This window comes from Amycolatopsis kentuckyensis, from assembly GCF_041679295.1.
Classification (GTDB): Bacteria; Actinomycetota; Actinomycetes; order Mycobacteriales; family Pseudonocardiaceae; genus Amycolatopsis; species Amycolatopsis kentuckyensis_A.
The window spans coordinates 736,045-762,081 of the sequence record NZ_JBGDMD010000001.1; the positions used below are offsets into that span (position 1 = coordinate 736,045).

The 26,037-nt window shown below is 72.7% G+C and carries 26 protein-coding genes; 15 read left to right on the forward strand and 11 right to left on the reverse strand.

Annotated elements, in window-relative coordinates:
* The first annotated feature begins 13 nt into the window (after nucleotides 1-13).
* From ACERZO_RS03385 to ACERZO_RS03400, 4 genes are read left to right on the forward strand one after another with little or no spacing between them, the layout of a single operon-like run.
* Nucleotides 14-658, forward strand: coding sequence for an isochorismatase family protein (locus tag ACERZO_RS03385; RefSeq protein WP_372661461.1), 645 nt, complete (start codon nucleotides 14-16; stop codon nucleotides 656-658).
* On the forward strand, nucleotides 655-2,517 hold the full coding sequence (locus ACERZO_RS03390; RefSeq protein ID WP_372661464.1) for an anthranilate synthase family protein: 1,863 nt from the start codon (nucleotides 655-657) through the stop codon (nucleotides 2,515-2,517). Before ACERZO_RS03385 ends, ACERZO_RS03390 begins: the two co-directional genes overlap by 4 nt.
* Complete coding sequence (locus tag ACERZO_RS03395; protein ID WP_372661467.1) at nucleotides 2,514-3,065, forward strand: flavin reductase family protein; 552 nt, start codon at nucleotides 2,514-2,516, stop codon at nucleotides 3,063-3,065. The genes ACERZO_RS03390 and ACERZO_RS03395 overlap by 4 nt, the downstream gene beginning before the upstream one ends.
* Nucleotides 3,062-4,579 carry a 4-hydroxyphenylacetate 3-hydroxylase family protein gene (locus ACERZO_RS03400; protein WP_372661470.1) on the forward strand — a complete coding sequence of 506 codons (1,518 nt, stop codon included), beginning with the start codon at nucleotides 3,062-3,064 and terminating at the stop codon, nucleotides 4,577-4,579. Before ACERZO_RS03395 ends, ACERZO_RS03400 begins: the two co-directional genes overlap by 4 nt.
* A gap of 64 nt (nucleotides 4,580-4,643) precedes the next feature.
* Here the strand turns inward: ACERZO_RS03400 and ACERZO_RS03405 are convergent, their stop codons facing one another.
* Entirely contained in the window at nucleotides 4,644-5,306 is a 663-nt protein-coding gene (locus ACERZO_RS03405) for an O-methyltransferase (RefSeq protein ID WP_372661472.1), read from the reverse strand.
* 207 nt (nucleotides 5,307-5,513) lie between these two features.
* Between ACERZO_RS03405 and ACERZO_RS03410 the strand changes: the two genes are divergently transcribed.
* The 5 genes from ACERZO_RS03410 to ACERZO_RS03430 are packed head-to-tail and all read left to right on the forward strand — an operon-like array spanning nucleotide 5,514 to nucleotide 10,452.
* On the forward strand, nucleotides 5,514-6,017 hold the full coding sequence (locus ACERZO_RS03410; protein WP_372661475.1) for a VOC family protein: 504 nt from the start codon (nucleotides 5,514-5,516) through the stop codon (nucleotides 6,015-6,017).
* Nucleotides 6,017-6,931 (forward strand): hypothetical protein, encoded by a 915-nt coding sequence (locus ACERZO_RS03415; RefSeq protein ID WP_372661478.1) that lies wholly within the window; start codon nucleotides 6,017-6,019, stop codon nucleotides 6,929-6,931. Before ACERZO_RS03410 ends, ACERZO_RS03415 begins: the two co-directional genes overlap by 1 nt.
* A 3-nt stretch (nucleotides 6,932-6,934) precedes the next feature.
* Nucleotides 6,935-7,798 (forward strand): LLM class flavin-dependent oxidoreductase, encoded by an 864-nt coding sequence (locus ACERZO_RS03420; RefSeq protein ID WP_372661481.1) that lies wholly within the window; start codon nucleotides 6,935-6,937, stop codon nucleotides 7,796-7,798.
* 10 nt (nucleotides 7,799-7,808) lie between these two features.
* Entirely contained in the window at nucleotides 7,809-8,678 is an 870-nt protein-coding gene (locus tag ACERZO_RS03425; protein ID WP_372661484.1) for a PhzF family phenazine biosynthesis protein, read from the forward strand.
* 1 nt (nucleotide 8,679) lies between these two features.
* Nucleotides 8,680-10,452, forward strand: a complete 1,773-nt coding sequence (locus ACERZO_RS03430) for a gamma-glutamyltransferase family protein (RefSeq protein ID WP_372661487.1) — start codon at nucleotides 8,680-8,682, stop codon at nucleotides 10,450-10,452.
* A 4-nt stretch (nucleotides 10,453-10,456) separates the two neighbouring features.
* Here ACERZO_RS03430 and ACERZO_RS03435 read toward each other — a convergent pair whose 3' ends face one another.
* Nucleotides 10,457-11,116 carry an SDR family NAD(P)-dependent oxidoreductase gene (locus ACERZO_RS03435; RefSeq protein ID WP_372661490.1) on the reverse strand — a complete coding sequence of 220 codons (660 nt, stop codon included), beginning with the start codon at nucleotides 11,114-11,116 and terminating at the stop codon, nucleotides 10,457-10,459.
* Nucleotides 11,117-11,216: 100 nt separating this feature from the next.
* Here ACERZO_RS03435 and ACERZO_RS03440 point away from each other — a divergent pair, with 100 nt between their 5' ends.
* A complete protein-coding gene (locus ACERZO_RS03440) occupies nucleotides 11,217-11,810 on the forward strand; it encodes a TetR/AcrR family transcriptional regulator (protein ID WP_372661493.1) in 594 nt (197 codons plus the stop codon).
* A 48-nt stretch (nucleotides 11,811-11,858) separates the two neighbouring features.
* A complete protein-coding gene (locus ACERZO_RS03445) occupies nucleotides 11,859-13,343 on the forward strand; it encodes an MFS transporter (RefSeq protein ID WP_372661496.1) in 1,485 nt (494 codons plus the stop codon).
* Nucleotides 13,344-13,371: 28 nt separating this feature from the next.
* On the opposite strand, the gene ACERZO_RS03450 is transcribed toward ACERZO_RS03445, so the two are convergent.
* Both ACERZO_RS03450 and ACERZO_RS03455 read right to left on the reverse strand, forming a co-directional pair.
* Complete coding sequence (locus tag ACERZO_RS03450; protein ID WP_372661499.1) at nucleotides 13,372-14,232, reverse strand: helix-turn-helix domain-containing protein; 861 nt, start codon at nucleotides 14,230-14,232, stop codon at nucleotides 13,372-13,374.
* 244 nt (nucleotides 14,233-14,476) lie between these two features.
* Nucleotides 14,477-15,379: a LysR family transcriptional regulator gene (locus tag ACERZO_RS03455; protein ID WP_372661502.1), complete on the reverse strand. Its 903-nt coding sequence runs from the start codon at nucleotides 15,377-15,379 to the stop codon at nucleotides 14,477-14,479.
* Nucleotides 15,380-15,466: 87 nt separating this feature from the next.
* On the opposite strand from ACERZO_RS03455, the gene ACERZO_RS03460 reads away from it, so the two are divergent.
* Nucleotides 15,467-16,255 carry an SDR family NAD(P)-dependent oxidoreductase gene (locus ACERZO_RS03460; protein ID WP_372661505.1) on the forward strand — a complete coding sequence of 263 codons (789 nt, stop codon included), beginning with the start codon at nucleotides 15,467-15,469 and terminating at the stop codon, nucleotides 16,253-16,255.
* Here ACERZO_RS03460 and ACERZO_RS03465 read toward each other — a convergent pair.
* Nucleotides 16,206-16,856: a hypothetical protein gene (locus ACERZO_RS03465; protein ID WP_372662973.1), complete on the reverse strand. Its 651-nt coding sequence runs from the start codon at nucleotides 16,854-16,856 to the stop codon at nucleotides 16,206-16,208. The two genes, ACERZO_RS03460 and ACERZO_RS03465, sit on opposite strands and share 50 nt — an antisense overlap.
* Here ACERZO_RS03465 and ACERZO_RS03470 point away from each other — a divergent pair.
* Nucleotides 16,845-16,919, forward strand: a complete 75-nt coding sequence (locus ACERZO_RS03470) for a hypothetical protein (RefSeq protein WP_372662923.1) — start codon at nucleotides 16,845-16,847, stop codon at nucleotides 16,917-16,919. The genes ACERZO_RS03465 and ACERZO_RS03470 overlap by 12 nt on opposite strands.
* A 43-nt stretch (nucleotides 16,920-16,962) precedes the next feature.
* Here the strand turns inward: ACERZO_RS03470 and ACERZO_RS03475 are convergent, their stop codons facing one another.
* The 6 genes from ACERZO_RS03475 to ACERZO_RS03500 form a co-directional block, all read right to left on the reverse strand.
* Nucleotides 16,963-17,325 (reverse strand): HPF/RaiA family ribosome-associated protein, encoded by a 363-nt coding sequence (locus ACERZO_RS03475; protein WP_372661508.1) that lies wholly within the window; start codon nucleotides 17,323-17,325, stop codon nucleotides 16,963-16,965.
* A gap of 76 nt (nucleotides 17,326-17,401) precedes the next feature.
* Complete coding sequence (locus tag ACERZO_RS03480; protein ID WP_372662926.1) at nucleotides 17,402-18,088, reverse strand: NAD(P)-dependent oxidoreductase; 687 nt, start codon at nucleotides 18,086-18,088, stop codon at nucleotides 17,402-17,404.
* Between the two features lie 124 nt (nucleotides 18,089-18,212).
* Entirely contained in the window at nucleotides 18,213-21,698 is a 3,486-nt protein-coding gene (locus ACERZO_RS03485) for a CHAT domain-containing protein (RefSeq protein WP_372661511.1), read from the reverse strand.
* A 3-nt stretch (nucleotides 21,699-21,701) separates the two neighbouring features.
* Nucleotides 21,702-21,848 (reverse strand): hypothetical protein, encoded by a 147-nt coding sequence (locus ACERZO_RS03490; RefSeq protein WP_372661514.1) that lies wholly within the window; start codon nucleotides 21,846-21,848, stop codon nucleotides 21,702-21,704.
* A complete protein-coding gene (locus ACERZO_RS03495) occupies nucleotides 21,848-22,498 on the reverse strand; it encodes a DUF6338 family protein (RefSeq protein ID WP_372661517.1) in 651 nt (216 codons plus the stop codon). Before ACERZO_RS03495 ends, ACERZO_RS03490 begins: the two co-directional genes overlap by 1 nt.
* A 55-nt stretch (nucleotides 22,499-22,553) precedes the next feature.
* Nucleotides 22,554-23,666: an FAD-dependent oxidoreductase gene (locus ACERZO_RS03500; protein WP_372661520.1), complete on the reverse strand. Its 1,113-nt coding sequence runs from the start codon at nucleotides 23,664-23,666 to the stop codon at nucleotides 22,554-22,556.
* Nucleotides 23,667-23,746: 80 nt separating this feature from the next.
* Here ACERZO_RS03500 and ACERZO_RS03505 point away from each other — a divergent pair, with 80 nt between their 5' ends.
* Entirely contained in the window at nucleotides 23,747-24,466 is a 720-nt protein-coding gene (locus ACERZO_RS03505; RefSeq protein ID WP_444843213.1) for a TetR/AcrR family transcriptional regulator, read from the forward strand.
* An 88-nt stretch (nucleotides 24,467-24,554) separates the two neighbouring features.
* Complete coding sequence (locus ACERZO_RS03510) at nucleotides 24,555-25,907, forward strand: hypothetical protein (RefSeq protein WP_372661526.1); 1,353 nt, start codon at nucleotides 24,555-24,557, stop codon at nucleotides 25,905-25,907.
* The last annotated feature ends 130 nt before the right edge of the window (nucleotides 25,908-26,037 follow it).

Below are 26,037 nucleotides of genomic sequence, written 5' to 3' on the forward strand. Positions count from 1 at the left end.
TGAAGGAGGCCTGATGAGCGGCATCACGATCGAACCGTACGACCTGCCCACGACCGTCCCGGTCAGCACCGCGGGCTGGCGGCCCCACCCGGGCCGCGCGGCCCTGCTGATCCACGACATGCAGCGCTACTTCGTCGGCTTCTACGCCCGAGACGGCGAGCTGCGGCGCACGCTGGTCGGCAACATCGTCCGGCTGCGGGAAACCGCGGACCGGCTGGGGATCCCGGTGTACTACACCGCCCAGCCCGGCTCGATGACGCCCGAGGACCGCGGGCTGCTGCAGGACATCTGGGGTCCGGGCATGAAGGCCACCCCGGCCGACCGGCAGGTGATCGACGAGCTCACGCCGACGCCGGCGGACCTCGTGCTGACCAAGTGGCGCTACAGCGCGTTCCACCGCACCGACCTGCTCGACCGGCTGCGCGCGGCCGGGCGCGACCAGCTGATCGTCTGCGGGATCTACGCCCACGTCGGCTGCCTGGTCACCGCCGTCGAGGCGTTCACCCACGACATCGAGACGTTCTTCGTCGCGGACGCGGTCGCCGACTTCGGCCCGGACGAGCACCGGCTGGCCGTCGAGTACGCGGCCCGCAACTGCGCGGTCGCCACCACCACCTCGGCGCTGGCCGGGCAGCTGGAAGGCGCGGTGGTCGCGTGAGCCCGCTGCCGATCCGCGCGGGGTCGCCGTACGCGATCCTGCACCGGCCCGGCAGCGGCCGCGGCGACCAGGTCGAGGTCGTCTCCGGGCCGGTCCGCACGGCCGGACGGCTGGCCGACCTGACACTCGACGAGGGGTCGTGGGAGGGCCGGGGCCGGCACACCAAGCTGGTCCTGCTCCCGTACCGGCAGCTCGCCGAGCGCGGCTACGACTGCCCGGACGACCGGGTCCCGCTGCAGGTGATGGACATCGAATCGCAGGCGACGCTGACGGTCGCCGAGACCCTGGCCGCGCTGCCCGACCACGCGCCGCCGCTGGAGGACCGCGCGTTCGACCTCGGCGACGACGAGTACGCCCGCACGGTCGAGCGGATCCTCGACGACGAGATCGGCGCCGGCGAGGGCGCGAACTTCGTGCTCTCCCGCAGCCTGCGCGGCCGGTTCCCGGGCTTCGACGACGACGTCGCGCGGGCGGTGTTCAAGCGCCTGCTCGGCGCGGAAGCCGGCGCGTACTGGACGTTCCTCGTCTTCACCGGCGAGCGCTACCTGCTGGGCAGCACGCCGGAGCAGCACGTCCGGCTCTTCGACCGCACGGTCACGATGAACCCGATCAGCGGCACCTACCGCTACCCGGAAGGCGGCGCCGACGCCGGCGGCCTGCTCGAGTTCCTCCACGACGAGAAGGAGGCCGACGAGCTGTGCATGGTCGTCGACGAGGAGCTGAAGATGATGGCCGAGCTGTGCGACCGCGGCATCCGGGTGTCCGGGCCGCGGCTGCGGCGCATGTCCCGGCTGGCGCACACCGAGTACTCCCTCGAAGGCGAGACCGGCAAGCCACTGACCGAAGTGCTGCGGCACACGCTGCTCGCGCCGACCGTCACCGGCAGCCCGCTGGTCAACGCCTGCCGGGTGATCCGCCGCTACGAGCCGCAGGGGCGCGGCTACTACAGCGGCGTCATCGGGCTCGTCGGCAGCGACGACGACGGCCGCCGCTCGCTGGACTCGGCGATCCTCATCCGCACCGCGGACATCTCGCCGGGCGGCGACGTCCGGCTGGCGGCCGGGTCGACGATCGTGCGCGAATCCGCGCCGCTGTCGGAAGCCGCCGAGACGACCGCGAAGGTGTCGGCCGTCCTGAAGTCGCTGTCCGGCGAAGCCCGCCAGGCCGCGACACCCCCGCCGCCGACGTCGTCGGACGAGGTGCGCTCGGCGCTGAAGGCCCGCAACAACGGGAAATCCCGGTTCTGGCTCGACGGCACCCGGCCCGGCCGTGGCTCGCGGGTGCGCATCACGGTGGTCGACGCCGAAGACGCGTTCACCTCGATGCTGGCCTACCAGCTGAAGTCGGTGAACTGCGCGGTGACGACCGTGCCGTGGGACGCACGCGAGCTGCCGGAGCACGACCTGGTGCTGCTCGGCCCCGGGCCCGGCGATCCCAACGACGTCGAGGGCGCGAAGGTCGGCCGGCTGCGCGCGCTGGCCGCGGACCTGCTGCGCTCGGGCCGGCCGCTCGCCGGAGTCTGCCTGGGCCACCAGGTGCTCTGCGCCGAACTGGGCCTGCCCGTCCGGCGGCTCGCGCGGCCCAACCAGGGGCGTCAGGCGCACGTGACGATCGACGGCGCGCGCCGGGCCGTCGGGTTCTACAACAGCTTCGCCGCGCGTACTCCCGACGACCGCGTCGCCGTGCCCGGCCGGGCACCCGCCGACGTCGTCCGCGGCCTCGACGACCAGGTCATCGGCCTGCGCGGCCCGCGGCTGGCGACCATCCAGTTCCACGCCGAGTCGTTCCTCACCGAGGACGGCCCGGCAATCCTGCGTGATGTCGTCGACCACGCCGTAACCGGAGGAGGAAACCCATGACCACCACCGCCCCGGCGGTCGACCGGGCCCGGCTGAGGGCTTTCCTCGGCCACTTCACCACCGGCGTCACCGTCGTGACCTACCGCCGCGGCGAACTGGTGCGCGGCGCGACGGTCAACGCGTTCACGTCCGTGTCGCTGGACCCGCCGCTCGTGCTCGTTTCGCTGGACCGGCACAGCCGCTCGGTGAACCACCTCGGCGACGGCCCGTTCGTCGTCAACATCCTGGCCGAGGCCCAGCGGGACGTCGCCCTCCACTTCGCGGGCAAGCCCCTGGAAGAAGACGCCGTGCCCTGGGCCGACCTCGACTCGCCCGTGCCGCGGCTGGCCGGCACGGTCGGGCACGTCGAGTGCACGCCGTGGCGCGCCTACGACGGCGGCGACCACGTGCTGCACGTCGGCGAGGTCACCGGCCTGGACCTGGCCGGTGGGCGGCCGCTGCTGTTCTTCGGCGGCGACTTCCCGCGCCTGGCCGAAGAACCCGAAGCACCGCACTGGTCGTGGTCCCTGGACGGCCCGGCCCCGCAACGATGGGAGGCAATCAGGTGAGCGAGACGACGACCCGGCCGCTGACCGGGGACGAGTACCTGGAAAGCATCCGCGACGACCGCGAGATCTGGGCCTACGGCGAGCGCGTCGACGACGTGACCAAGCACCCGGCGTTCCGCAACACCGCGCGGATGACCGCCCGCCTGTACGACGCCCTGCACGACCCGGAAAAGCAGGACGTGCTGACCACGCCGACCGACACCGGCAGCGGCGGGTTCACGCACAAGTTCTTCCGCGCCCCCAAGTCCACATCGGACCTGCTCGGCGACCGGGACGCGATCGCCGAGTGGGCCCGGATGAGCTACGGCTGGCTCGGCCGCAGCCCGGACTACAAGGCGAGCTTCCTGGCCACCCTGGGCGTCGACCCGGGCTACTACGGCGAGTTCGAGGGCAACGCGCGCCGCTGGTACGCCGAGGCGCAGGAGAAGGTCCTGTTCTGGAACCACGCGATCATCAACCCGCCGGTCGACCGGCACAAGGCGGCCGACGACGTCGGGGACGTGTTCGTGCACGTCGAGGAGGAACGCGACGACGGCCTGGTCGTCAGCGGCGCCAAGGTCGTCGCGACCGGCTCGGCGCTGACGCACGGCAACTTCATCGCCCACTACGGGCTGCCGGTCAAGAAGCGCGAGTTCGCGCTCGTGGCGACGCTGCCGATGGACTCGCCGGGGCTCAAGCTGATCTGCCGGCCGTCCTACGCGCTGCAGGCCGACACGATGGGCAGTCCGTTCGACTACCCGCTCTCCAGCCGCCTCGACGAGAACGACACGATCTTCGTCCTCGACAAGGTGAAGATCCCGTGGGAGAACGTCTTCGTCTACGGCGACCAGGCCAAGGCGGCGACCTTCCTGTCGGCGTCGGGGTTCCTGAACCGTTCGACGTTCCACGGCGTGACGCGGCTGGCGGTCAAGCTGGACTTCCTGGCCGGGCTGCTGCTCAAGGGCGTCGACGTCACCGGCACCAAGGACTTCCGCGGCATCCAGACCCGCATCGGCGAAGTCCTGGCGTGGCGCAACATGTTCTGGGGCCTGAGCGACGCGATGGCGCTGAACCCGGACCCGTGGAAGGACGGCGCGCTGCTGCCGAAGCTCGACTACGGCATGGCCTACCGCTGGTTCATGACGATCGGCTACCCGCGGGTGCGCGAGATCATCCACCAGGACCTGGGCAGCGCGCTGATCTACCTCAACTCGCACGCCAGCGACTTCCAGAACCCGGAGCTGCGGCCGTACCTGGACAAGTACGTCCGGGGTTCGTCGGGCTACGACGCCGTCGAGCGGGTCAAGCTGATGAAGCTGATCTGGGACTCCGTCGGCACCGAGTTCGCCGGCCGCAACGAGCTCTACGAGCGGAACTTCTCGGGCAACCACGAGAACGTCCGGATCGAGATGCTCACCGCGCAGCAGATGTCCGGCCAGGTGGACGGCTACAAGGGGTTTGCCGAGCAGTGCCTGGCCGAGTACGACCTCGACGGCTGGACCGCCCCGGACCTGATCAACCCCGATCGGCTCTGACGTGGGTCCGGAATGGACGGAGGGCCTCCCCGCGGTGCGGGAAGGCCCTCCGGTCGTGCGCTTGCTAGCTCTCGACGAGCATCAGGCAGAACCCGTCGTGGCCGCGGCTGCCGACGGTCTGCACGGTCGTCGCGGTGACGCGCGGTTCGTCGGCCACCAGCTGGTTGAACCGCCGCACGCCCTGCACCGCGGGGTTGGGGCTGTCGGCCTCGACGACGAGCCCGTCGAGCACCACGTTGTCCACGACGATCACGCTGCCCGGGCGGGTCAGCTCCAAGGCCCAGCCGAAGTACTCCGGGATGTTCGCCTTGTCGGCGTCGATGAACACGAAGTCGAACGGCTCACCGCCGGCCAGCGCAGGCAGCGTGTCGAGGGCCTTGCCGACGCGCAGGTCGACCACATCGGACAGACCCGCGTTGTCGATGTTCCGCTGCGCCACTTCCGCGAAGGACGGCTCAGCCTCCAGCGTGGTCAGCGTGCCGCCTTCGGGCAGCGCCCGGGCCAGCCAGATCGCGCTGTAGCCGCCGAACGCGCCGACCTCGAGGATCCGGCGCGCGCCGTGCGTGCGGGCGAGCAGGTGGAGGAACTTGCCCTGGTTGGGTGCCACCGCGATCTCCGGCAGCCCGGCCTCGGCGCTCGCCTTGGCCGCGAGGTCCAGGGCGGCGTCGTGCTCCACCATCAAGGTCGAGGTGTAGGTGTCGATTTTCGTCCACTGGTCTTCGCTCATGCCTTCCGATCGTACTTGAGGATCGCGCTCGGCTGTAGGGATAATCGAGATTCTTTTGCCGCCAACTTGATTTCCCGACGGCAACCAATGTAGGCTCGACGGAGATCGGGCGGTTGATTTCACAGCCACCCCCGCTGATCGATCAAGGCCACTCTCGAGGCGCCGTCTGGGAATGTGCACCCGGCGCCGGAAGAAAGGATGGCGACCATGACCGAGCACGCCGTGGCGACCCTCGAGTCGCCCCGTCTCGCCCCGCTGCGCGCGGCCACGTTCCACCACCTGGGGATCCAGACCGCCGACCTGGACAACTGCGTCTCGTGGTACCAGGACTTCTTCGGCTGCAAGGAAAACTGGTCTCTGGACGAGTTCTCCGAGCTTACCACCAGCCGGCTGCCCGGCATCGTGAAGCTCGTCGAGCTGCGGGCCGGCGGCACCCGGTTCCACCTCTTCGAACGCGCCGGCGAGGGGGCCGAAGCACCCGATTCCGGCGACGCGCAGTTCCAGCACGTCTGCATGGAGGTCGGCTCGCCCGCGGAAATGCGCGCGTGGCAGCGTCACTGGGTAAAGCTGTACGAATCCGGTCGATATCATTTCACCCGCGACGAGCCGGCGACGGAGATCGTCACCGACGCCGACGGCGTGCAGAGTTTCTACGCGTTCGACGTGAACGGCCTGGAATACGAATTCACCTGGATTCCGGAGGCCGCGTGATGACCGTCCCCGTGCTCACCGAGGTCCCCGTGCGCGAGGGGTGGGACTTCGGCGACTTCCCCTACGGTCTCGAACCGCTGACCATCCCGGACGCGGGCACCGAACCCGACGGCGACGGGCCGTGTTCCCGGTTCGCCGGCTTGTGCACGCACCTGGAGCACCTCGCCCGCGGGGGCGCGCCGGGCACGGTCGAGCCGGTCGAATCGTCCGACCGGCTCTACTGGTTCCGCTGGATCACCGGCCACCAGATCACGTTCGTGCTGTGGCAGCTGGTCGCCCGCGAACTGGCGCTGGCCGAACGCGGCGAGCGCGACCGCGAGGCCGCGCTGGCGTCGGCCGCCCTGTTCACCCGCGGCTTCAGCGCGATGCTGCTCTACACCAGCTCGACGCCGATCGACGTCTACCACGAGGTCATCCGGCCCAGCATGTTCCTGCAGCACCGCGGGTTCAGCGGCACCTGGGCGCCGGACTTCGCGCCGGTCCGCGACCTCTACTGCGGCAAGGGCCTACCGGACGACGACTCGCCCGGTGTCAAGGCGCTGCGCGACGAAGTCGGCTTCTACCAACGAGTCCACGGTGGCATCGCGGCGAAGCTGGTGCCGAGCGGACGGTCCTTGTTGCAGGACTCGACCGGCGCCACCGAGACGCACCACCCGGACGTCCTCGGTGTCGTCTACGACAACTACTTCATGACGCTGCGGGCCCCGACGTCGCTGCCGGACGTCGTCGCGCAGCTGCTGCGCCGCCTCAACGCCGTCGCGCTGGACGTGTCCGAGAACGGCGTCGACTCCGTGTCCGACGCCGAGGACCCGCCGAAGGAGCTGACCAGTCCCGAGGTCCGCTCCTGCGAGGCCGGGTTCGTCGGCCTGCTCGCCGACGTCGCCGCGTGCGCCGCCGGCTCGCCGGCGGACTGAGCCGTGCGCCACGGCATCGTCCTGCTGCCCGAGCAGCGCTGGTCCGCCGCGCGGGACCGCTGGCGCCACGCCGAAGAGCTCGGGTTCGACCACGCCTGGACCTACGACCACCTGATGTGGCGCTGGCTGCGCGACGATACCTGGTTCGGCTGCCTGCCGACACTCACCGCCGCGGCCGGGGTGACGTCGAAGATGCGGCTCGGCTCGCTCGTCGCGACACCGACGTTCCGCCACCCGGTGCCGTTCGCCAAGGAGCTGATGACGCTCGACGACATTTCCGGCGGCCGGCTGATCTGCGGCGTCGGCTCGGGGGCCGGGGGATACGACGAGAGCGTCTTCGGCACCGCGCCGCGGGGCAGCCGCCTCGGGCGGTTCGCGGAGTTCCTCGAGCTGACGGGACTGCTGCTGCGGCAACCGCTCACGTCGTACGAAGGCCAGTACTACCGCTGCGAGGACGCGCGGATGGAGCCGGGGTGCGTGCAGCGGCCGCACGTGCCGTTCGCGGTCGCCGCGACCGGCCCGAAGGCGATGGGCCTGGCGGCGCGGTACGGCGAAACGTGGCTCACCGCGGGCGCGCCGGGCCGGTTCGACGCCCGCCGCTGGGACCTGGTCGTGCCGGAGCTGAAGGACCAGCTCCGCGCGTTCGAGGACGCCTGCGTCGCGGCCGGCCGGGATCCGGCGTCGGCCGGGAAGCTGCTGGTGACCGGCGCGACCGTCGGGGGCGTGCTGGACTCCGCGCAGTCCTTTCAGGACGCCTCCGGCACGTTCGCCGACCTCGGATTCACCGACCTGGTCGTGCACTGGCCCCGCGAATCCGAGCCCTACCAAGGGGATGAGCGCGTCCTCGGCTCGCTGGATCTGTCCTGAAAGGAGCAGCATGCCCGCGTACGAGATCGTCAACATGTTCGCCGACCACGTCTACGCCGGCAGCGCGCTCGGCGTCGTCCCGAAGGCCGGCGACCTCGACACCGAGGGCATGCAGGCGCTGGCCCGCGAGATCAACCACACCGAGACGGCGTTCGTGCTGCCGCCCACCGGCACCGGCGCCCACTACCGCGTCCGGGTCTTCACACCGGAAGCGGAATCGCCGTACGGCGGCCATTCCAGCATCGGCACGGCGGTGACGCTCGCGCGGCTCGGCCTGGTGCCCGCCGGGCGCGTCGTGCAGGAGTGCGGGCCGAAGCGGCTGCCCCTGGACGTGTCCGCCGAAGCGGGCAAGATCACCGCGAACGACCCCCTGGAGAGCGAACCGCTCGACCCGGGGACCTTGCTCGGCGCCGTCGGCCTGCCCGCCCCCGCAGCCGACGGCGCCCGCCCCGCCGCGTGCGGGTTCGGCCCGGCGTTCCACTTCCTGCCGGTCCGCGCGGACGCCGTCGCGGCCGCGGAACCCGACTTCGCCCGGATGGCCGCCGCCGGCCTAGCCGACGTGCTCGTGTTCAGCTGGGACGCGACGACGAACACCGCGCACGGCCGCCTGTTCGCGCCCGGCTACGGGATGCCGGAGGACCCGGCGTGCTCGTCGGCCGCGCTCGGCCTCGGCGTCTGGCTCGTCGAGGCGGGCCGGCTCACGGGCGACGGCGTGCACGACTTCACGCTGCGCCAAGGACGTGAACAGGGGCGTCCGTCCACTTTGTACTGCTCGGTCCGGGTCGCCGACGGCCGGCCGGTGTCGGCGTCGGTGTCCGGTGCCGTGCTGCCGGCCGGGTCCGGCGAGCTGGCCGACCCGGACCGCGAGAAGGGAAGCTGACGTGCTCGACCGACCCGAACTGCTCGGCACCCGCGGCGCCGTGTCCTCCACGCACTGGCTGGCTTCGGCCGCCGGCACGGCGATGTTCGACCTCGGCGGCAACGCCTTCGACGCGGCCGTCGCGACCGCGCTGGTCATCCAGGTCGTCGAACCGCACCTCAACGGCCCGGGCGGCGACGTCCCGATCCTGGTCCACGACGGCGAAACCGGCGAGGTCGAGGTCATCTGCGGCCAGGGCCCGATGCCGGAAGCAGCGACGCCCCAGGCGTTCCGCGACCGCGGCGTCGACGCGATCCCCGGCTCGGGGCTGCTGCCGGCCGTCGTGCCCGGCGCGTTCGGCGCGTGGCTGCGGTTGCTGCGCGACCGCGGCCGCCTCGACCTCGGCACGGTGCTCGCCCCGGCCATCACCTACGCCGACGACGGTTTTCCGTTGCTGCCGAAGGCGGCGGACATGATCGAAGTGCTCGCGCCGCTGTTCCGCGAGGAATGGACCGCGTCCGGCGAGGTCTACCTGCCCGACGGACGGCCGCCTCGGGCGGGCAGCCGGCTGCGCAACCGGCCCCTGGCCGCGACCTACCGGCGCATCCTCGCCGAGTCCGAGGCCGCCCCGGGCGGGCGCGAGAACCGGATCGACGCGGCCGTCGCCGTGTTCTACCAGGGGTTCGTCGCCGAAGCGATCGACAAGTACCTGGCCACGGCCGAGCCACTGGACTCCACCGGCCGCCGCAACGGCGGCCTGCTGACCGGCCACGACCTGGCGTCCTGGCGGCCGACGATCGAGCCGGCGGTCACCGCCGGCTATCGCGGCCACACCGTGCACAAGGCCGGCCCGTGGTCGCAGGGCCCGGTGTTCCTGCAGCAGCTGCGTTTGCTGGAGGGCTTCGACCTGGCGGCGATGGACCACGGCGGCGCCGAGCACCTGCACACGGTCGTCGAGTGCGCGAAGCTCGCGTTCGCCGACCGGGAGGCCTTCTACGGCGACCCGGCGTTTTCCGACGTCCCGCTCGGCCGGCTGCTCGACCCGGAGTACGCGGCGGCCCGTCGCGAGCTGGTGGGGGAGCGGGCGTGCGGTGCACTGCGCCCGGGCCTGGACGGCTGGTTCCCGGAGCCGCCGCTGCCCGCCCCGGCCGACCCGGACTGGCGCGCCCAGCTGGCCGACGGCATCCCGGCGGTGGTGAAGCTGACCGCGGCCAAGGGCGACACGTGCTGCATCAGCGCGTCGGACCACGAAGGCAACATGGTCGTCGCCACCCCGAGTGGCGGCTGGCTGAAGAGCTCGCCGGTCATCCCCGGCCTCGGCTTCCCGCTCGGCACCCGCGGGCAGATGGCGTTGCTGGCCGAAGGCCACCCGAACACGGTCGCCCCGGGCAAGCGCCCGCGGACCACGCTCAGCCCGACGCTGGTGACGCGCGAGGGGCGCCCGCACCTGGCGTTCGGCACCCCGGGCGGCGACCAGCAGGACCAGTGGACGCTGAACTTCTTCGTCAGCCACGTGGACGGCGGCCTGAGCCCGCAGGCGGCGATCGAGCAGCGGGCGTTCCACACCGACCAGGTGCCCTCGTCGTTCGCACCGCGCTCGGCCCGGCCGAACCGCTTGGTGGTGGAGGCCGGGTGCCCGGCCGACGTCGTCGATCAGCTGCGCGAGCGGGGCCACGACGTCGTCTCGGCGCCGGAGAAGTCGTTGGGCAAGGTGTGCGCGACGGGTTTCGGCGACGGTTTCGTGCTGGCCGCCGCGAGTCCCCGGGGGCAGCAGGCGTACGCCGTGGCCCGGTGAGCGGCTACCACGGCACGGGCTCGCCGTGGCGGTCCAGGAACCGCAGACCGGGCTTGTGCGCTTCGGCCTCGAGGACGTCGACGACCTCCGGGATGGACTTTTCCGGGTCCAGGGGCGCGTCGGGGCCGCCGAGCCGCGTGCGGTTGTGGCCGGGGTCGATGAGCAGCTTGGTGCGCCCGTCCTCGGCCGTCCGGGTCGCGTAGCTGCGCATCAGCTGGTTGAGCGCGGCCTTGCTGGCCTTGTACAGCTCGTAGCCGTCTTCGGTGTTCAGCGAGATGCTGCCCTGCTCGGACGACATCACCGCGATGGTCCCCTGGGGTGCGACGAGGTCGCCGAGGGCCTCGACGGTCCGCAGCGGGCTCAGCGCGTTGGTGACCATGACCTCGGTGAAGACGTCGGTGGGGACCTCGCTGATGGGGGCGTTCCCGCGGTCGATCGCGGCGTTGACGAAGAGCAGGTCGAGCCGGCGCCCGGCCAGGCGTTCGCGCAACGCGGCCAGCTGCTCGGTGCTGGTCATCTCCAGGGATTCGATTTCGAACCGCTCGTCGGGGCGGTCGCCCCGGGTCGTCGCGATGACGTGCCAGCCGCGGCTCGTCAGCTCGCGGGCGAGGACGAGCCCGAGGCCGCGGGAGGCGCCGACGACGAGGGCTTGCTTGGGGGACAAGGGAACTCCTTCGGGTGGGTTCACCTCGTAGATTAGACGAGACGTTGCGTCTAGACAAGACGCGGCGTCCAGTCAGCGGCGCCCGGGTAGGGTGTCGCGCATGCCCGACAGCCCCCGCCCGCGTTCCGGCAACCGGCGCGACGAGACCGCGCGCCTGGCCGTGCTGCACGCCGCGGACGACCTGCTCGCCGAACACGGCTTCGCCGCGCTGACCGTCGAGGCGATCGCGCGCCGCGCCGGCGTCGCCAAGCAGACGATCTACCGCTGGTGGCCGTCGAAGGTCGAGATCCTCTTGGACACGCTCATCGACGACAGCGCCAAGCAGTTTCCGGTGCCGGCGGGGAAGGCCACGGCCGAAGCCATCCGCGGCTACCTCCGCGCGTTCACCCGGTTTCTCACCCGCGACCCGGCGGGCAAGGTCCTGCTCGCGCTCCTGGCCCAGGCACAGCACGACCCCGCGACCGCGCAGAGCTTCCAGGAGCGCTACCTGGGCCCGCGCCGCGAGCAGGAACGCGCGCTGCTCACCCGCGCGATCGAGGCGGGGGAGATCGCTCCCCGGCTTGCACCCGACGCCGCACTCGACGCCCTGGTCGGCCCGCTGGTGTACGCCGCCCTGACCGGCGCGGCCGTTCCGCGGGGCATGGTCGGCACGCTCGTCGAGGACGTGCTGAAGCCGAAGTCCGCCGAGAACTGAGACCGCGGGCCGCCCTGCGTCTCGGTTCCCGCACGTAGCGTCGGGTGCATGCGGGCGGAACTGGGAACGACCGGCGAAACCATGCTGTCGACCGGCCGTCGCGCGTGGACGGTCGGCGTGATGTGCACGGCCGTCGGCCTGGTGATCGCCATGGTGACGATCGTCAACGCGGCGCTGCCGGCGCTGGCCGCCGACACCGGCGCGAGCCAGGCGGAACAGACGTGGATCGTCGACGTCTACACACTGGTGCTGGCCGCGCTCGTGCTGCCGGCCGGCGCGCTGGGGGACCGGTACGGGCGCCGCGGCGTGCTCGTCGCCGGCCTGCTCGTGTTCGCCGTGGGCTGCGCCGCGCCGGTGTTCCTCGACACGTCGACGTGGCTGATCGTGGCCCGGGCCGTCACCGGGTTCGGTGCGGCGATGATCATGCCGGCCACGCTGTCGATCATCACCGCGAGCTTCCCGGCGGAGAGGCGCGGGCGGGCGATCGGGATCTGGGCGGCGGTGGCCGGCGTCGGCGGGCTCGGCGGCCTGGTGCTCGCCGGCGTGCTGCTGCAGCACTTCTCGTGGCACTCGGTGTTCCTCGGGCCGGCGGTGCTGTCGGTGGTCCTGGTGGCCGCGAGCCTGACCGTGCCGACGTCGCGCGGGCCGGCGGCCTTCGACGTCGTCGGCGCGGTGCTCAGCGCCCTGGCGATCGGGGCGGTGGTGTTCGGCATCCTGCGCGTCGCCGATCTGGGCTGGGGCCACGGCGTCGTGCTCGGGTCGATCGCGGGCGGGCTGGCGCTGGGCGCGCTCTTCGTCGCCTACGAGCTGCGGCACGCGTCGCCGCTGCTGAACGTCCGGCTGTTCGGCAACGCGGCCTTCGCGGCCGGCTCGGTTTCGGTGACCGTCCAGTTCACCGCGGCGTTCGGGATGTTCTACGCGCTGGCGCAGTACCTGCAGCTGGTGCAGGGGTATTCGGCGTTGAAGTCGGGGCTGGCGCTGTGGCCGGTGGCGGTGTCGCTCTTCCCGCTGTCGCTGGCTTCGGCACCGCTGGTGCGCCGGTTCGGGCTGCGGGCGGTGACGTGCGCGGGGCTCGCGGTGATCGTCGTGGGCATGGTCCTCATCGGACAGCTGGACGCCGGAAGTGGTTATGTCGCCTTGGCGATCGCGGTGTGCGTGCTGGGCGCGGGCATCGGCGTGACGGCCCCGGCGGCGACGAGCGCGATCCTCGACAGCGTACCGCCGTCGCAGTACGGCGTGGCGTCGGCGGTGAACGACGCGACGCGCGAAGTCGGTGCGGCACTGGGGATCGCGCTCGTGGGCAGCGTGCTTTCCGCCGCGTACACGGATTCGGTCCGTTCAGCGACGGCTTCGCTGCCGCCGGCGGCGCGCGAGGTCGCGGAGGGTTCGCTGGCGGGCGCGCTCGCGGTGGACGCGCACCTGGCGCCAGCGGCACGAGCGGCTTTCGCGCACGGGATGGGGATCAGCATGCTGGCGCTGGCGGCGGTGGTGGTGGCGGGCATCCTCGCGACCGCGCTGCTGGTGCGCCGCTAGCGGTCGTATCCGGGCCGTACGCCGAAGCTCACCGGTCGGGCGCGCCGGCGGGCTCGGCGGTCCACGAAGCCAAGATCCGCAACCCTTCATGCGCCGCCGAGCCGGGTTCCGCCGTCAGGACCATCAGCCGTTGGCCGCTGCCGTCCGGGCTTTCCCACATGTCGCAGTCCAGCGTGAGGTCACCGACCACCGGGTGGTGGTAGTGCTTGACGCCGTAGCCCTGGCTCGTCACGTGGTGGGCCGCCCACCACGTGCGGAACTCCGGGTGGTGCACCGCCAGCTCGCCGACGAGCTCCGCCAGCTCCGGCGCGTCCGGGTCGCGCGCGGCCTCCAGGTGCAGGGCCGCCACCGCCGTGCGGGCCGCTTCGTCCCAGTCCACGTGCAGCGCGCGCACCTGCGGGTCGGCGAAGAGCAGGTAAACGTAGTTGCGGCGGTTCGCCGGGTAGCGCGCGAAGTCGGTGAACAGCGCGGCGGCCGACTCGTTCCACGCCACGACGTCCAGCCGGCGGCCGAGCACCATCGCGGGCGTCTCCGCCAGCTGATCGAGGAGCCGCTTCATGGCCGGACGCAGCTTTTCGCCCGCCCGGCGCCGCGGCCGGCGGAAGGGCTTGCCCGCCAGTTCGTACACATAGGACTGCTGGTCGTCGTCCAGCCGCAGCGCGCGGGCGAGGGTGGCGAGCACCGACGACGACGCCTGCACACGCCCCTGTTCGAGCCGCGTCAGGTAGTCGACGCTGATCGCGGCGAGCTGCGCGACCTCTTCCCGGCGAAGCCCCGCCACCCGCCGCGGCGAGGACGGCTCCGGCAGGCCGACGTCACGCGGGTTCAGCTGCGCGCGGCGCGCCTTGAGGAAGTCGCCGAGCTCCTTCGGCTGTCCGGTGGGCTCCATGCGTCCGATTGTCCCCCGGGACGCGCGCTCGTGGGTGGTCAGGATCCGTCCCCCCGTGTCAGCCGCGCGGCCTGCTCCCGGAGTGCCTCGACCACGGCGGTGGCACCCGCCGAACGCCCCGGGCGGGTGACCACCACGGCGCTCAGGCCGCGCCACGCCGGGTCCTCTACCGGGACCACCGCGACCCCGCCGGCATCGACCGCGACGCCCGGGGTCGTGGGTGGGCAGGTTTCGTTTCCCGCTGTCAGCCGCGCAGCTCGGCGGCCTGCTCCCGGAGTGCCTCGACCACGGCGGTGGCACCCGCCGAACGCCCCGGGCGGGTGACCACCACCGCGCTCCGGCCGCGCCACGCCGGGTCCTCCACCGCGACCACCGCGACCCCGGCCGGCACTGACGTCGCCGCGACGCCCGGCAGCAGCGCGATCCCCAGCCCGGCCCCCACCATGCCCAGCCGGGTCGTCCAGCTCCGGACCGCCCAGCCGACCCGCGGCTCGGACAGCGTCGGCCACGCGCCGAACTGCGGCTCGCCCCGGCCTCCGCGGCCCACGATCCACGTCTCCTCGCGCAGATCCGCCACCTCGACCCGCCGGTGCCGGGCGAGCCGGTGCCCGGCCGGGACCGCGACGCGCAGGTCGTCCTCGGTCAGCACGTCCTGCCGCAGCCCCGCGAGGTCGTAGCCCGGCAACCCCTCGCCGACGCCGATCACCACCACCTCCGTCCGGCCGCCGCGCAGCCGGGCGAGCAACGCCGGGGTCGCCCCTTCGTCCAGCGTGACGACCAGCCCCGGGTGCCGGGTGCGCAACACGGCCAGCGCGCGGGGCACCAGGACCGCCGCCGCGGCCGGGAACGCGCCGACCGCCAGCCGGCCCGCCAGCCGGTCGCGCAACCCGGCCAGCTCCTGCTCCGCGGTGTCGACGACCGCGAGCGCGGTGGCGGCGTGCCGGGCCAGCGCCGCGCCCGCCGGCGTCGGGCGCACCCCGCGCGCGTGGCGTTCGAACAACGCCGTGCCCGCGGCCGCCTCCATCATCGCCACCTGCCGCGAGATCGCCGACTGCGTGTAGCCCAGCGACGCGGCCGCCGCCGTGAACGAGCCGGTCGCCGCGACCTCGCGGACCACCCGCAGCCCGGCCAGCGTCACTTCGCTCATGCCGTCAGCCTAGCCATGACCAGACCGCATGGCTCTCATGAAAAGACATCGCTGGTGCTCATGGGAGGCCGGGCGCAGCATGGAAGCATGATTTGGTTCATCACAGGATCTTCGAAGGGCTTCGGCCGCCACTGGGCCGAAGCCGCCCTCGACCGGGGCGACCGGGTCGCCGCGACCGCGCGGAACCCCGAGCAGCTCGGCGATCTCGTGGAAAAGTACGGCGACGCCGTCCTCCCGCTCCGCCTCGACGTCACCGACCGCGCCGCCGCGTTCGCCGCCGTCCAAGAAGCCGCCGACCACTTCGGCGGGCTCGACGTCGTCGTCAACAACGCCGGCTACGGGCACTTCGGCCGCGTCGAGGAACTCACCGAAGACGACGTCCGCGCCCAGCTGGAGACGAACTTCTTCGGTGCGCTCTGGGTCACCCAGGCGGCCCTGCCGATCCTGCGCGCCCAGCGTCACGGCCACATCGTGCAGGTCACCAGTGAGGGCGGCGTGACGGCGTTCCCCGGTATCGGCGCCTACCACGCGTCGAAGTGGGCGCTGGAAGGGCTTTCCCAGTCCCTGGCGCAGGAAGTCACCGAGTTCGGCATCCACGTCACCAACCTGGAACCCGGGCCGTACGCCACCGAGTGGCTCGACGTCGGCTCGCGCCGCAGTACGCCGAACCCGGATTACCCGGCCGCCGGCGACGGCCACTGGGACGTCGGCGACCCGCACGCCACCCGCGCGGCGATCCTCGAGCTCGTCGACGCCGCCGACCCGCCGCTGCGGATGTTCCTCGGCAAGTCCCTCGCCGCGATCACCGAGGAGTACCAGGCCCGGCTCAAGACGTGGAACGACTGGCAGGACGTGGCGGTGCGGGCGTTCGGCTGAGCGCCGCGTGCGGGTCGTCGGCCGGCAGCCACCCGAGGTCCGGCGAGCCGACGTCCCGGGTGAGCGCCTCGATGGTCGCGAGGACCGGCGCGCGCGTCTCGTCGCGGCGGGACACCAGCGACCACGTCCAGAACGGCGCCGGCCCGCCCACCGGCCGGCGCGCGAGATCCGGCGGGGCCGGCGTCGTCTGGCCCTTCGGGTTGTTGAGCACCGGACGTCGCAGCCGGCGGACGTGGTCGAAGAACGCCGGGCCCGTCGACCCGCCCTCCTCGACGGGCACTGCCTCGGCGCCGGTGGCCGAGGCGAACTCCTCGGCGTAGGCGTTCCACGACGCCCAGCTGGCGGTATCGGCGTCGACCAGCACGACGACGTCCTTCGCCCGCACCTCGGCGGTCCGCGTGCCGGTGCCGAACGCGTGGAGCCGGTCCGCGCCGAGCAGGCGGGCCTCGAGGCCGTGTGCGGCCAGGTCGGCGGTCCGCGCCCAGCAGATCGCCAGGTCGATGCTCCGGTCGGCGACCCGCTGCAGCTGGGCGTGCGAAGGCAGCACCCACGGGTCGACGTGGGAGAGCTGCAGGCGGTGCTCGAGTCGATGCCGCTGCACGCGTGGATGGCGGTGACGGTGACGCCGCTGAAGCCCCATCCGAGCGATCCGGGCGGGCACTGAGCAGGCGCCGCCCACCGGGCACAGCCGGTGGGCGGCGCTTCGCTCAAACCTGCGGCTGGTCGTCCGGAGCGGGCATGTGCCGGATGCTGTCGCTGCCCTTGTGGTCGTGGGCGCGGTCGTACCGGGAATCCAGCAGCCGCCCCAGTTTGTGGGCCGCGCCGGTGCAGGCGTCGTCCACAGTGGTCGCGTGGTGGGTGACCGCGACGGGTTGCTTGCCGCCCGGCCGGGCTTCGATCACGCACTTCTTGTCTTCCGGCTTGCTGCCGCCGTCTTCGCTGAGGTGCACCTCCACCCGGGTCAACCACCCGCCGAACCGGGAGAGGCTGTGCTCCAGTTCGGTGGTCACGTAGGTGGCCAGCCCTTCGCCACCGGGGATCTTGTGGTCGGTGTTGACCTGGATCTGCACGAGCACCCTCCAAAGCCGGGGACAGCGGTGAACCCGGTCAGTACCACGGTCGCGGCCGGCTCAAACCATTCCACTCCTACCGCGAGGAATGCCGGAACCACTGCAACAGGGTGGGATTGCCGGTGGTGGTGATGACGCCGACCGTGCTCCCGACGCACCGGTCGCCCTCCACCAGGTCCAGCATGCTCGCCGCCAGGTCGACGCGGGCGGTGAACCTCCCGTCGGCGTGGCCTTCGGTGAGCGTGTAGCTCGTCGCCTCGGTCAGGTCGTACAGGCCGCTCGGGCGCACGACCGTCCACTCCAGACCACTGGCGCGGACGAGCGCTTCCATGCGCCGCATGTCGTCGTAGACCGTCTTGCCGAGCACCCGGGTCACGTACGGCAGGAGCACCCGGTTGAACAGGAAGCCGCCGTCGGAGTACGGCCGCGGGTCGACGCCGCTCGAGCTGACCACGACGAGCCGGCGCACGTCGTGCCGGCGCATCGCGGTGACGATGGTGGCGGTGCCCCGGGAGTAGGTCGTGATCGGCGCTTTCCCGGCGGGCACCCCCAAGGTCGACAACACCGCGTCCTGCCCGGTCACGGCGGTGTCGACGGCGTCCGGGTCGAACACGTCGGCGCTGACGACCCGAAGCCGGTCGCGGTGCGGTGGAATCGAGTCCGGACGCCGGGTGACGGCGGTGACCCGGTGGCCGGCGGCGAGGGCCCGGTCGACGAGCAGGCGCCCGGTGGGCCCGGCGGCGCCGAAGATCGCGATACGGATGGCGGTCGCTCCTTTCCGGAGAAGTGGACGACCACAAGATGCCGCCCACCCCGTCTCCGTGACAGCGCCGCAGGGTGATCACAGCGGGCGATCGAGCATGGCGGAACGACAGGCCTCCGCGTTCTCAAGCTCCCGTGTGGACGTACGCGGCCCACAGCGACGGGAGGTTCGGGTACCGCTCCTTGAGGCGCCGCACCGTCCGGTGGACCGCCGAGGCCGCGTCCGGTCCGGTCGTGAACAACTCGTCGTAGATCTGCTCGGTGACGCTCGGCGCCACGGCGTCGTCGATGCGCCAGAGCGTGCCGACCACCTGGGAGAACCCGGCGATCTGCAAGGCCGCCAGCGGGTGGATCGCCTCGTCGGACAGACGCTCGGTGGTGCGCGCGGTGTCGCAGGCCGAGAGGAACGCGAACTCCGCGTGCCGCAGCCGCAGCCCCGACAGGTCCGGCACGCGCAACGGCGAACGCTCGTGGTCGTGCAGCGCGAGGTGGCTGTCCGACGGGTTGTCCGGGTCGCTGTACCCGTGGCACGCGAAGTGCGCCCAGGTGTTCTCCGGCAACGCGCGGAGCACGGCGTCGCGGGTGGCGTCGGGCCCCGTCAGGACGGTCGCGCCGGGCACCCGGGTGGCCAGCCGGCCGGCTTCGGTCCGCGCGCCGGGCAGGTCCGGTGCGTCCGGCGTGTGGGGCATCGCGACCACCAGCAGCCGCGGCTCCGCCCGCTCGGGGCGACCACCCGCGCGGGCGTAGCCGAGCGCCCGGATCGTCGGCGTCGTCGAGGAGACGACCCGGTCGTGGAGGACGGGCCCGCCGGCCCGGTGGTGGCCCGCCGCGTGCAGCGGCAGCAGGCTGAGCGCCCCGACCGGCGCCCACCAGATCCGCGGCCACGGGCCGCCGTCCGCCGGTGGCCCGGCGAGCGCCAGCGCGTCGAGGACGGGACTCGCGACGGTGTCCCACAGCCATTCCAGCGTGTCGTGGATCGTGCGTTCGGCCGCCAGCCGTCCCTCGGGCTCCTCGGTGAGCGCGGTGTGGAACGCGCGGACGCGCCGGCCCACCTCGGCTTCGCTCAACCCGGTCAGTTCCCGGGTCCGGACGCCCTCGCGGGTCAGGATGAGCGCGTCACACCGGTGCCGGCTCACGTTGACGTACACGATCGGCCCTTCGCGGGCCTGCGCGGTGAGGTCGGCGAGCAGCGGCGGCCGCAGGAACCGCGCCATTCCCGGCAGCGCGCGGATCCGGCCGGTCAAGGCGTCGAGTTCGCGGGCGAGCGCCAGCCGGTCCCGCGGGGTGTCCGTTTCCAGCTCCGCGGTCAGCGCCTGGAACCGGTCGGCCAGGCCGGGCGCCCGCTCGCGCAGCTCGGACAGGTCGCCGCGGCCGTCGAGCACCTGGGCCGCGAGCACGCAGCGCCCGGATTCGAGCAGGGTCACCGCGTTCTCCGCGTCGCCGGCGGCGAGCGCGCACGCGGCGGCGTCGGCCGCGATCCCGGCGAAGCGGCCGAGCCAGTACTGCGCGTCCTCGCGGTTCAGCAGGCGGCCGGCGAGCTGGGGCAGCAGCGCGGCCGCGGCGGCGTACCCCTCGGCCGCCTCCGCGAACTGCCCGGCCTCGGCGGCCAGAGCACCCCACCGGTCGGCCGCCTCGGCCCGGTCCTTCGCGGGCGAGCCGGCGGACGCCGCCGCCTGCCGGTAGTGGCCGAGCGCCTCGGCCAGCGCGTCGCGGTCACCGAAGTGCCGGAAGCGCAGCGCCAGCACATTGGCGACGCTGGTCCGCGAGTAGGAGTCGTGCTCGGCGCGGGCCGCCCGCCGGGCCAGCGTGACGGCTTCGTCGAGGACCGCGGGATCCGGTGCCGGTCCCGCGTCACCACCGCGTCCGGCGGGGTTCGCGAACCAGTCGCCGAGTGCGCCCGCCAGGCTCGCGGTGTGCTGCGCCCAGTCCGGGCTCTCCACCTGCGTCGCCGCCACCGATGCCCGGCGCGCGGCGACGGCGTCGCGCAGCGCTCGCCGGTCGCCGGTCCGGCCGTACGCGGTTTCCAGCACGCCACCGAGGTTGGCCAGCCGGAACGCGCGGGCCGGATCGTCGTCCGCGGTCGCGTTCACGGCCGCGCGGTGGGCCTCGATCGCCTCGTCCAGCAGAGCGGCCTTGCCCGTCCGGGAGTACAGGTCGGACAGCAGGGTGCCGAAGTTGGAGATCCGCTCGGCCTGCCCCGCGACCAGCCCCGCGCCGAGGCGGACCGACTCCCGCGCGGTGTCGACCGCTTCCGACAGCACCGGCAGCTCGCTGGTCGCCCGGAAGCGGTTGTCCAGCACGGCCGCGAGGATCCCGAGCCAGCGCGCGCGGTCGCCGGTCCCGGCCTCGACGGCCTGCCGGGCCGCGTCGATCGCGTCGGTGACGTGGGCCAGGTCGCCGGTCGCCAGGAACCAGGCGTTCAGGGTGATGGCGAGGTTGCCCAGGACCATGCTCCGCAGCCGGTCGCCCGCGGGCGTGGCGGCGACCGCGTCCCGCTGGACCGCGACGGACTCGGCGAACGCCGCGTGGTCGCCGAGGAGTTCGCCGCGAGCGGTCAGCGCCGTCGCGAAGTGGTCGAGCCGCACGCCGCGCCGCGGATGACCCACCGGCGTCGCGGCCATCGCCGAGCGGCCGAGGGCGATCGCCTCCTCGAGCCGCGCCGGGTCCAGCGTCTGCTTGAACTCGGCGGCGTACCGGCCGCACGCCTCGGCTTCGCTGTCGGCCCGTTCCCAGGCCCCCGGGCGGCCGGCCGGGGGCTCGCCGGTCAGCGCGGCCCAGGCTCGTTCGGTCCTCGTCAGGTCGACGAGGTGGGGCGAGTGCCGCCGGTCCGTGACGGGGGTGTGGGCCACCACCGCCTGGCGGATCCGGAGCAGCTCCGCCAGGTCCTCGCGCGATCCGGTGGCGGCGTGGCGGTCCTCGAGCAGGTAGGCCAGGTTCACCAGGCGGTCGAGCAGGTCGGACGACCCCGGCGGGGTGCGGTCGACCGCCCGGCGGGCCGCGTCGACGGCTTCCGCCAGCAAGTCGTCGTCCCCGGTTTCGCGGATCCAGTCGCGCAGGACGGTGGCGAGGAAGTGGAGGCCGCGCGCGGCGTCCACGTCGTCGAGGGAGCTTCGGACGGCGGCGCGCGCCTGCTCGACGGCTTCGGCCAGGAAACCGGGATCCCGCGTTTCGGTGAACGCCGTCCGCAGCGCGACGACGAGGTTCGCCAGGTAGTACGCCCTGGTCGCGGGCGGCGTTTCTTCGACGGCCCCGCGGCTCCAGTCCAGTGCGTCGGACAGGGTCCGGCGATCGCGGTTCACCCGGAACGCGGTGTGGTACAGCATGCCGAGGTTGCTGGCGTAGCGCGCCGACTCCTCGGGCCGCCCGTACGCCAGCAGGTACGCCTCGGTCACCTTCTCGATGGCTTCCTGCAGGTACCCGAAGTCGCCGGTCTGGTGGTAGCGGGTCTGGAGCAGGCCACCGAGTTCGGACAGGATCGAGTCGCGTTCGGCGACGTCGTCGGCGGCCAGGAGGGCCCGCCCCTGCTCGACCGCCTCCTCGACGGACGCGGGGTCGGGGCTGAGCCGGGCCACCTGGAACGCGTCCCGGAACCGCTCGGGATCGGCGCCCACGCGTCAGTCCTCGGTGTCGTGCGAGGGGCCCGCCGGTCCGCCGGGTGCCTCCTCCGGCTCGGCGACCCGGCGCTTGGGGGTGTAGCCGCGTTCCCCGCGGGCCCGCAGCAGCTCCGCCTCTTCCGGCGAGAGCTCGGGATCGTGCGCCATCACCGCTCCTTCCCCGGCTCGGCCGCCGGATCCGTGGCCTCGACGAATTCGAGCACGTCGAAGTCCTCCGCCCGTAGCCGCAGGCCCGCGGTGCCGCGCACGCGTTCGCCGAACGTCCCGTCGGAGCCCATCACCCGCGCCGATTCGAGGTAGAGGTCGGCCGGATGCGGGTAGGAGGAGGCGTACGAGCGGTCGCCGTACCAGCCACCGGCCCAGTTGCCGTCCTTGAGCCGCACGCGGACGAAACATGGCTCGCGGTCGGCGAAGGCGTGGTCCCAGGCGGTGGGCGTGCGCACGAACCGGCTGCGGCGCCGGCGGCTTTCGACCGCGGACACGGCGACCGCGGCCACGGCCGGCACGGCGAGGAACAGCAGCACCGCGACCGCACCGACCAGCCGGGGCCGCTCCGTGAACCCCGTCCAGTCGCCGTTCGTGCCGCGGGCGAGCCGGACCAGCGCGGGTCCCGCGACGACGGCGTACAGCGCGTCGAGGCAGATCGACGCGACGATCGCCCGCAGCACGCGCTCGCCGAGGTCGCGCTCACCGGGCACCGGCCCGCGGCGGCGTTCGCGGAGGAACTGGTAGGTGACCCCGGGCAGCACCAGCAGCACGAGCAGGGCGAACTGCACGACCGTCGACGGCGCTTGCACTCCCCGGGTCCCCCTTCACCGCTGTCGTTGCGAGCACGCTACCGCGAACCGGCCGTCAGCCGGCCGGTTGCGGGACGAAGCCGGGAAGCGCGCCGAGGCTGTGGCGCACGGCCTCGGCGCCGTATTCGAACATCTGCCGCTCGTAGCCGCCGACCGCGTCGAGGAGGTTCCCGCCGTCCTCGGTCAGGCAGCGGCGCAGCAGGTCGGCGTCGCGCAGGGCGGTGTTCGCGCCGTTGCCGCCGGTCGGGGAGGTGGCGTGGATGGCGTCGCCGAGCAGTGTGACCGGGCCGGGCGCCCAGCGTTCGCCGGGTTCGACCACCCGGATGGACAGCAGGGTGCTGTTGTCCGGGTCGGATTGCTCGATGAGCGCCCGCAGGTCCGGGTGCCAGCCCTCGGTCCGGGCCAGCACGGCCTCCTGCGGGGTGGCGGCGCCGACCGAGCCGTCCGGCGGCAGGATCATGGCCCAGCGCACGTAGTCGCGGACATCGGGCAGGGTCACCTCGGGCGCCAGCGCTTCGGCCGCTTCCTTCGGCGGGGTGCGGAACCGCATGGCGCCGAGCAGCAGGCTGACGCCGGCTCCGGCGATCTTCGAGCCGAACGCCCGTTCCAGTCCGGCGAACTGCCCGGTCAGCGGCGTGCGGCCGATGACGAACCGGACGCCGGTGTCGGTCGGGGTGGTCCGCGGCGCCAGCACCGCGCGGACGGCGGAGCCGACGCCGTCGGCCCCGACGAGCAGGTCGGCGACCACCGGGTCGTGGTCGGTGAACCGGGCTTCGACGCGGCCGTCGCCGAGCACGTCGTAGCCGGTCAGCGCGGCGCCGGTACGCACGGTGAGCCCGGTCAGCAGCAGGTGCCGGAGCACGTGCCGGTCGACCACGGTCCCGGCTCGGCCGGGGCCGAGTTCGCCGATCTTGTTCAGCCGCGGGTCCAGGACGAGCCGCTCGGCGTAGGCGTCGCCGACGACCGCGTCCAGCAGCGGGTGCCACCGGGGCGGCAGGCAGCCTCGCAGCGCCGTCAGCCCGTGCTCGTCCAGGACGAGCCGGTAGCCCTGGAACCGGGCGGTGATCGCCGGGTCGCGCTCGTGGACGTCGGCGTCGATCCCGGCCTGGCGCAGGCCCTGCGCCAGGCACAGCCCGCCCAGCCCGGCGCCGGCGATGGACACTCGCATCACGCACCTCCTCATACGAACTTAGTTCGTCTCCTACGAACTAAGTTCTACCACGCGAACTAAGTTCGTTCCCAGGTATGGTGACCGGCATGCCCTCCGGCCCCCGGCAACGCCGAGCAGCCCGCCACGCCGGTGCGGCCCCGGCGTCCACCAAGAAGCCGATCACGGTCGACCGGATCACGGACGCGGCCCTGCAGGTGGTGGCGACCGAGGGCTACGACGCGCTGACGATCCGCCGGGTCGCCGCGGTGCTGGGCACCGGGCCGTCATCGCTGTACGCGCACATCGTCACCAAGGACGACATCGACGACCTGCTCGTCGGCCGGCTCTGTGCCGAGCTCGTGCTGCCCGAACCGGACCCGGCCAGGTGGCGGACGCAGATCCTCGAGGCGTACAGGCAGATCCGTGACCAGTACTCGAAGTACCCGGGGGTTTCGCGCGCGGCGCTGGGGACGGTCCCGACCAACCTCGACGCGTTGCGGGTCCGCGAAGGGCTCTTCGCGATCCTGCTCGCCGGCGGGATCGAACCGCAGACCGCGGCGTGGGCTCTGGACGCGTTGTCCCTGTACGTCAGTGCGTACGCGTTGGAGCAGTCGCTGGTCCAGCAGCGGCGCAACCACCCGGACGACGAATGGGTCGTCAGCCGCGAGGAGTTGCAGAGCCGGTTCGCCGCGCTGCCGGCGGAGGAGTTCCCGCAGACCCGGCGTCACGCGGCGGAGCTGACATCGGGGAGCGGCCACGACCGGTTCGAGTTCACGCTCGGCTTGATGATCGACAACCTTGCCCGGCGGTCCGGATAGCCGGCACGAAAGGGCGGTCCGCTCGGCCCTGTGCCGATCCACCCATCCCGGAGACAATCACGGCAGACCGACGTCCGGGGAGGAGCCGATGCGCGATCGCCGCCGTGACCACCACACGACCGCCGGGCCGCCTGTCCCGGTGACGCGCCCCGCTGCTCCGCGAGCCGAGCTCTTGCTGAACCTCCAGCGGACGGCGGGCAACCGGGCGGCCGGCATCGTCGTGCAGCGCGGGTGGGCGAAGGACAATGCGGACGGCGTCGCCGCGCAGATGAACGGTGACGACTGGAACCGGGACGGCGGTCCCTGGTGGCTGCTCAACGGCCACAACCCGGAGGGGATCGTCGCCATCCTGCGGCAGCTCGGCGCGGCCCGGGCCAAGCTGGCCGCGCACCCCGTCGACGGAACCCGGTACGACAAGCCGCGGCTCGACCTGGCGATGGCCGTGGCGGCGAGGAAGGACGCCTCGGCGAGCGAGGTGACCGGCATGGACGCCCTCCGCAACGCTACGGCGGGCCGGATCACCTACACCGAATGCTGGACGGCGCTGCTCGCGCTGTCGAAAAGCGCGCGCACCGGGCTCTACAAGCGCATGAGCCAGGGCGAGCTCGCGAGCCTGCTCAAACGCGTCAACGAGGCTCCGTTCCCGAAACAGCCCGCGCTGGAGGCCGAGCTTTCGCCGCTCATCGGGCCGTCGGCCGCTGATCTGAAGCTGGAGTTCGTTCCCGACGCGTCGACGGTGACCGAGCACGGCCTCCTGCAGCCGATGGGTGAGCTGAGGGTCTTCGTGAAGGAGAAGCTGACGAAGACCGTGCCCGCCCGTGGCGGTCCGCCGGAGTCGAAGAAGGACGAGGAGAACCCCGGCCACACCTTCAACCCGACGACGGCCGGGACGTTCACCCTGGGCGAGGGCAGCCCGGTCGTGGGTGACTCGTGGAAGTTCTCGCAGCTCGCGAACGGCACTCCGGTCAAGGACACCGGAACCGACGTCCTGTTCCAGCGCGACGGCAAGTGGATCTCGGTGACGAAGCTGAAGACCAAGCTCACCCGAGCCCAGGTCCTGTTCGCGACGACGAGGGTGCTCGCGCTCCGGGAACTGGCCGACGACCGGAGCAAGGCCGCGCAGGTGACCACGGAGATCGAGCAGGCCAAGGCGGGCGGCCCGGTCCGGCCGCTGCCGGACACGTGGATCCTCAACGACTTCGGCAAGGAGGGCTTCCGGCTCACCGGCACGAAGGGCGACATCATCCACACGACACCGGAGACCGACGACGCCGCCAGGGCGCTGGAAGCGGGCGACCTGGTCATGTCCCACGGATGCATCCACATCCTGGCCGGTGACCGGAAAGAGCTCGTCGAGGAAGGCATTTTGCGTGGCGGGGTGACGATCACGGTGCACCCGTACGACCCGGCCAAGCTGCCGCTCTGGGGCAAGAAGCCTTGACACGGCGGAAAACCGCTGCCGCGAACCCGCGTTGTGCCGGTACGGCCGCGCGAGGGACGACCTCCGCGAGTTCCGCCTCGACCGGACGGAACCGGCCGTAGCGGTCGCCGAGCCCCGCGCGATCGACGGA

Coding starts and splice junctions, on each gene's coding strand:
- ACERZO_RS03385 (WP_372661461.1), top strand. CDS start 14: ATGAGCGGCATCACGATCGAACCGTACGACCTGCCCACGACCGTCCCG.
- ACERZO_RS03395 (WP_372661467.1), top strand. CDS start 2,514: ATGACCACCACCGCCCCGGCGGTCGACCGGGCCCGGCTGAGGGCTTTC.
- ACERZO_RS03405 (WP_372661472.1), bottom strand. CDS start 5,306: ATGAGCGAAGACCAGTGGACGAAAATCGACACCTACACCTCGACCTTG.
- ACERZO_RS03410 (WP_372661475.1), top strand. CDS start 5,514: ATGACCGAGCACGCCGTGGCGACCCTCGAGTCGCCCCGTCTCGCCCCG.
- ACERZO_RS03415 (WP_372661478.1), top strand. CDS start 6,017: ATGACCGTCCCCGTGCTCACCGAGGTCCCCGTGCGCGAGGGGTGGGAC.
- ACERZO_RS03425 (WP_372661484.1), top strand. CDS start 7,809: ATGCCCGCGTACGAGATCGTCAACATGTTCGCCGACCACGTCTACGCC.
- ACERZO_RS03440 (WP_372661493.1), top strand. CDS start 11,217: ATGCCCGACAGCCCCCGCCCGCGTTCCGGCAACCGGCGCGACGAGACC.
- ACERZO_RS03445 (WP_372661496.1), top strand. CDS start 11,859: ATGCGGGCGGAACTGGGAACGACCGGCGAAACCATGCTGTCGACCGGC.
- ACERZO_RS03450 (WP_372661499.1), bottom strand. CDS start 14,232: ATGGAGCCCACCGGACAGCCGAAGGAGCTCGGCGACTTCCTCAAGGCG.
- ACERZO_RS03455 (WP_372661502.1), bottom strand. CDS start 15,379: ATGAGCGAAGTGACGCTGGCCGGGCTGCGGGTGGTCCGCGAGGTCGCG.
- ACERZO_RS03460 (WP_372661505.1), top strand. CDS start 15,467: ATGATTTGGTTCATCACAGGATCTTCGAAGGGCTTCGGCCGCCACTGG.
- ACERZO_RS03490 (WP_372661514.1), bottom strand. CDS start 21,848: ATGGCGCACGATCCCGAGCTCTCGCCGGAAGAGGCGGAGCTGCTGCGG.
- ACERZO_RS03500 (WP_372661520.1), bottom strand. CDS start 23,666: ATGCGAGTGTCCATCGCCGGCGCCGGGCTGGGCGGGCTGTGCCTGGCG.
- ACERZO_RS03510 (WP_372661526.1), top strand. CDS start 24,555: ATGCGCGATCGCCGCCGTGACCACCACACGACCGCCGGGCCGCCTGTC.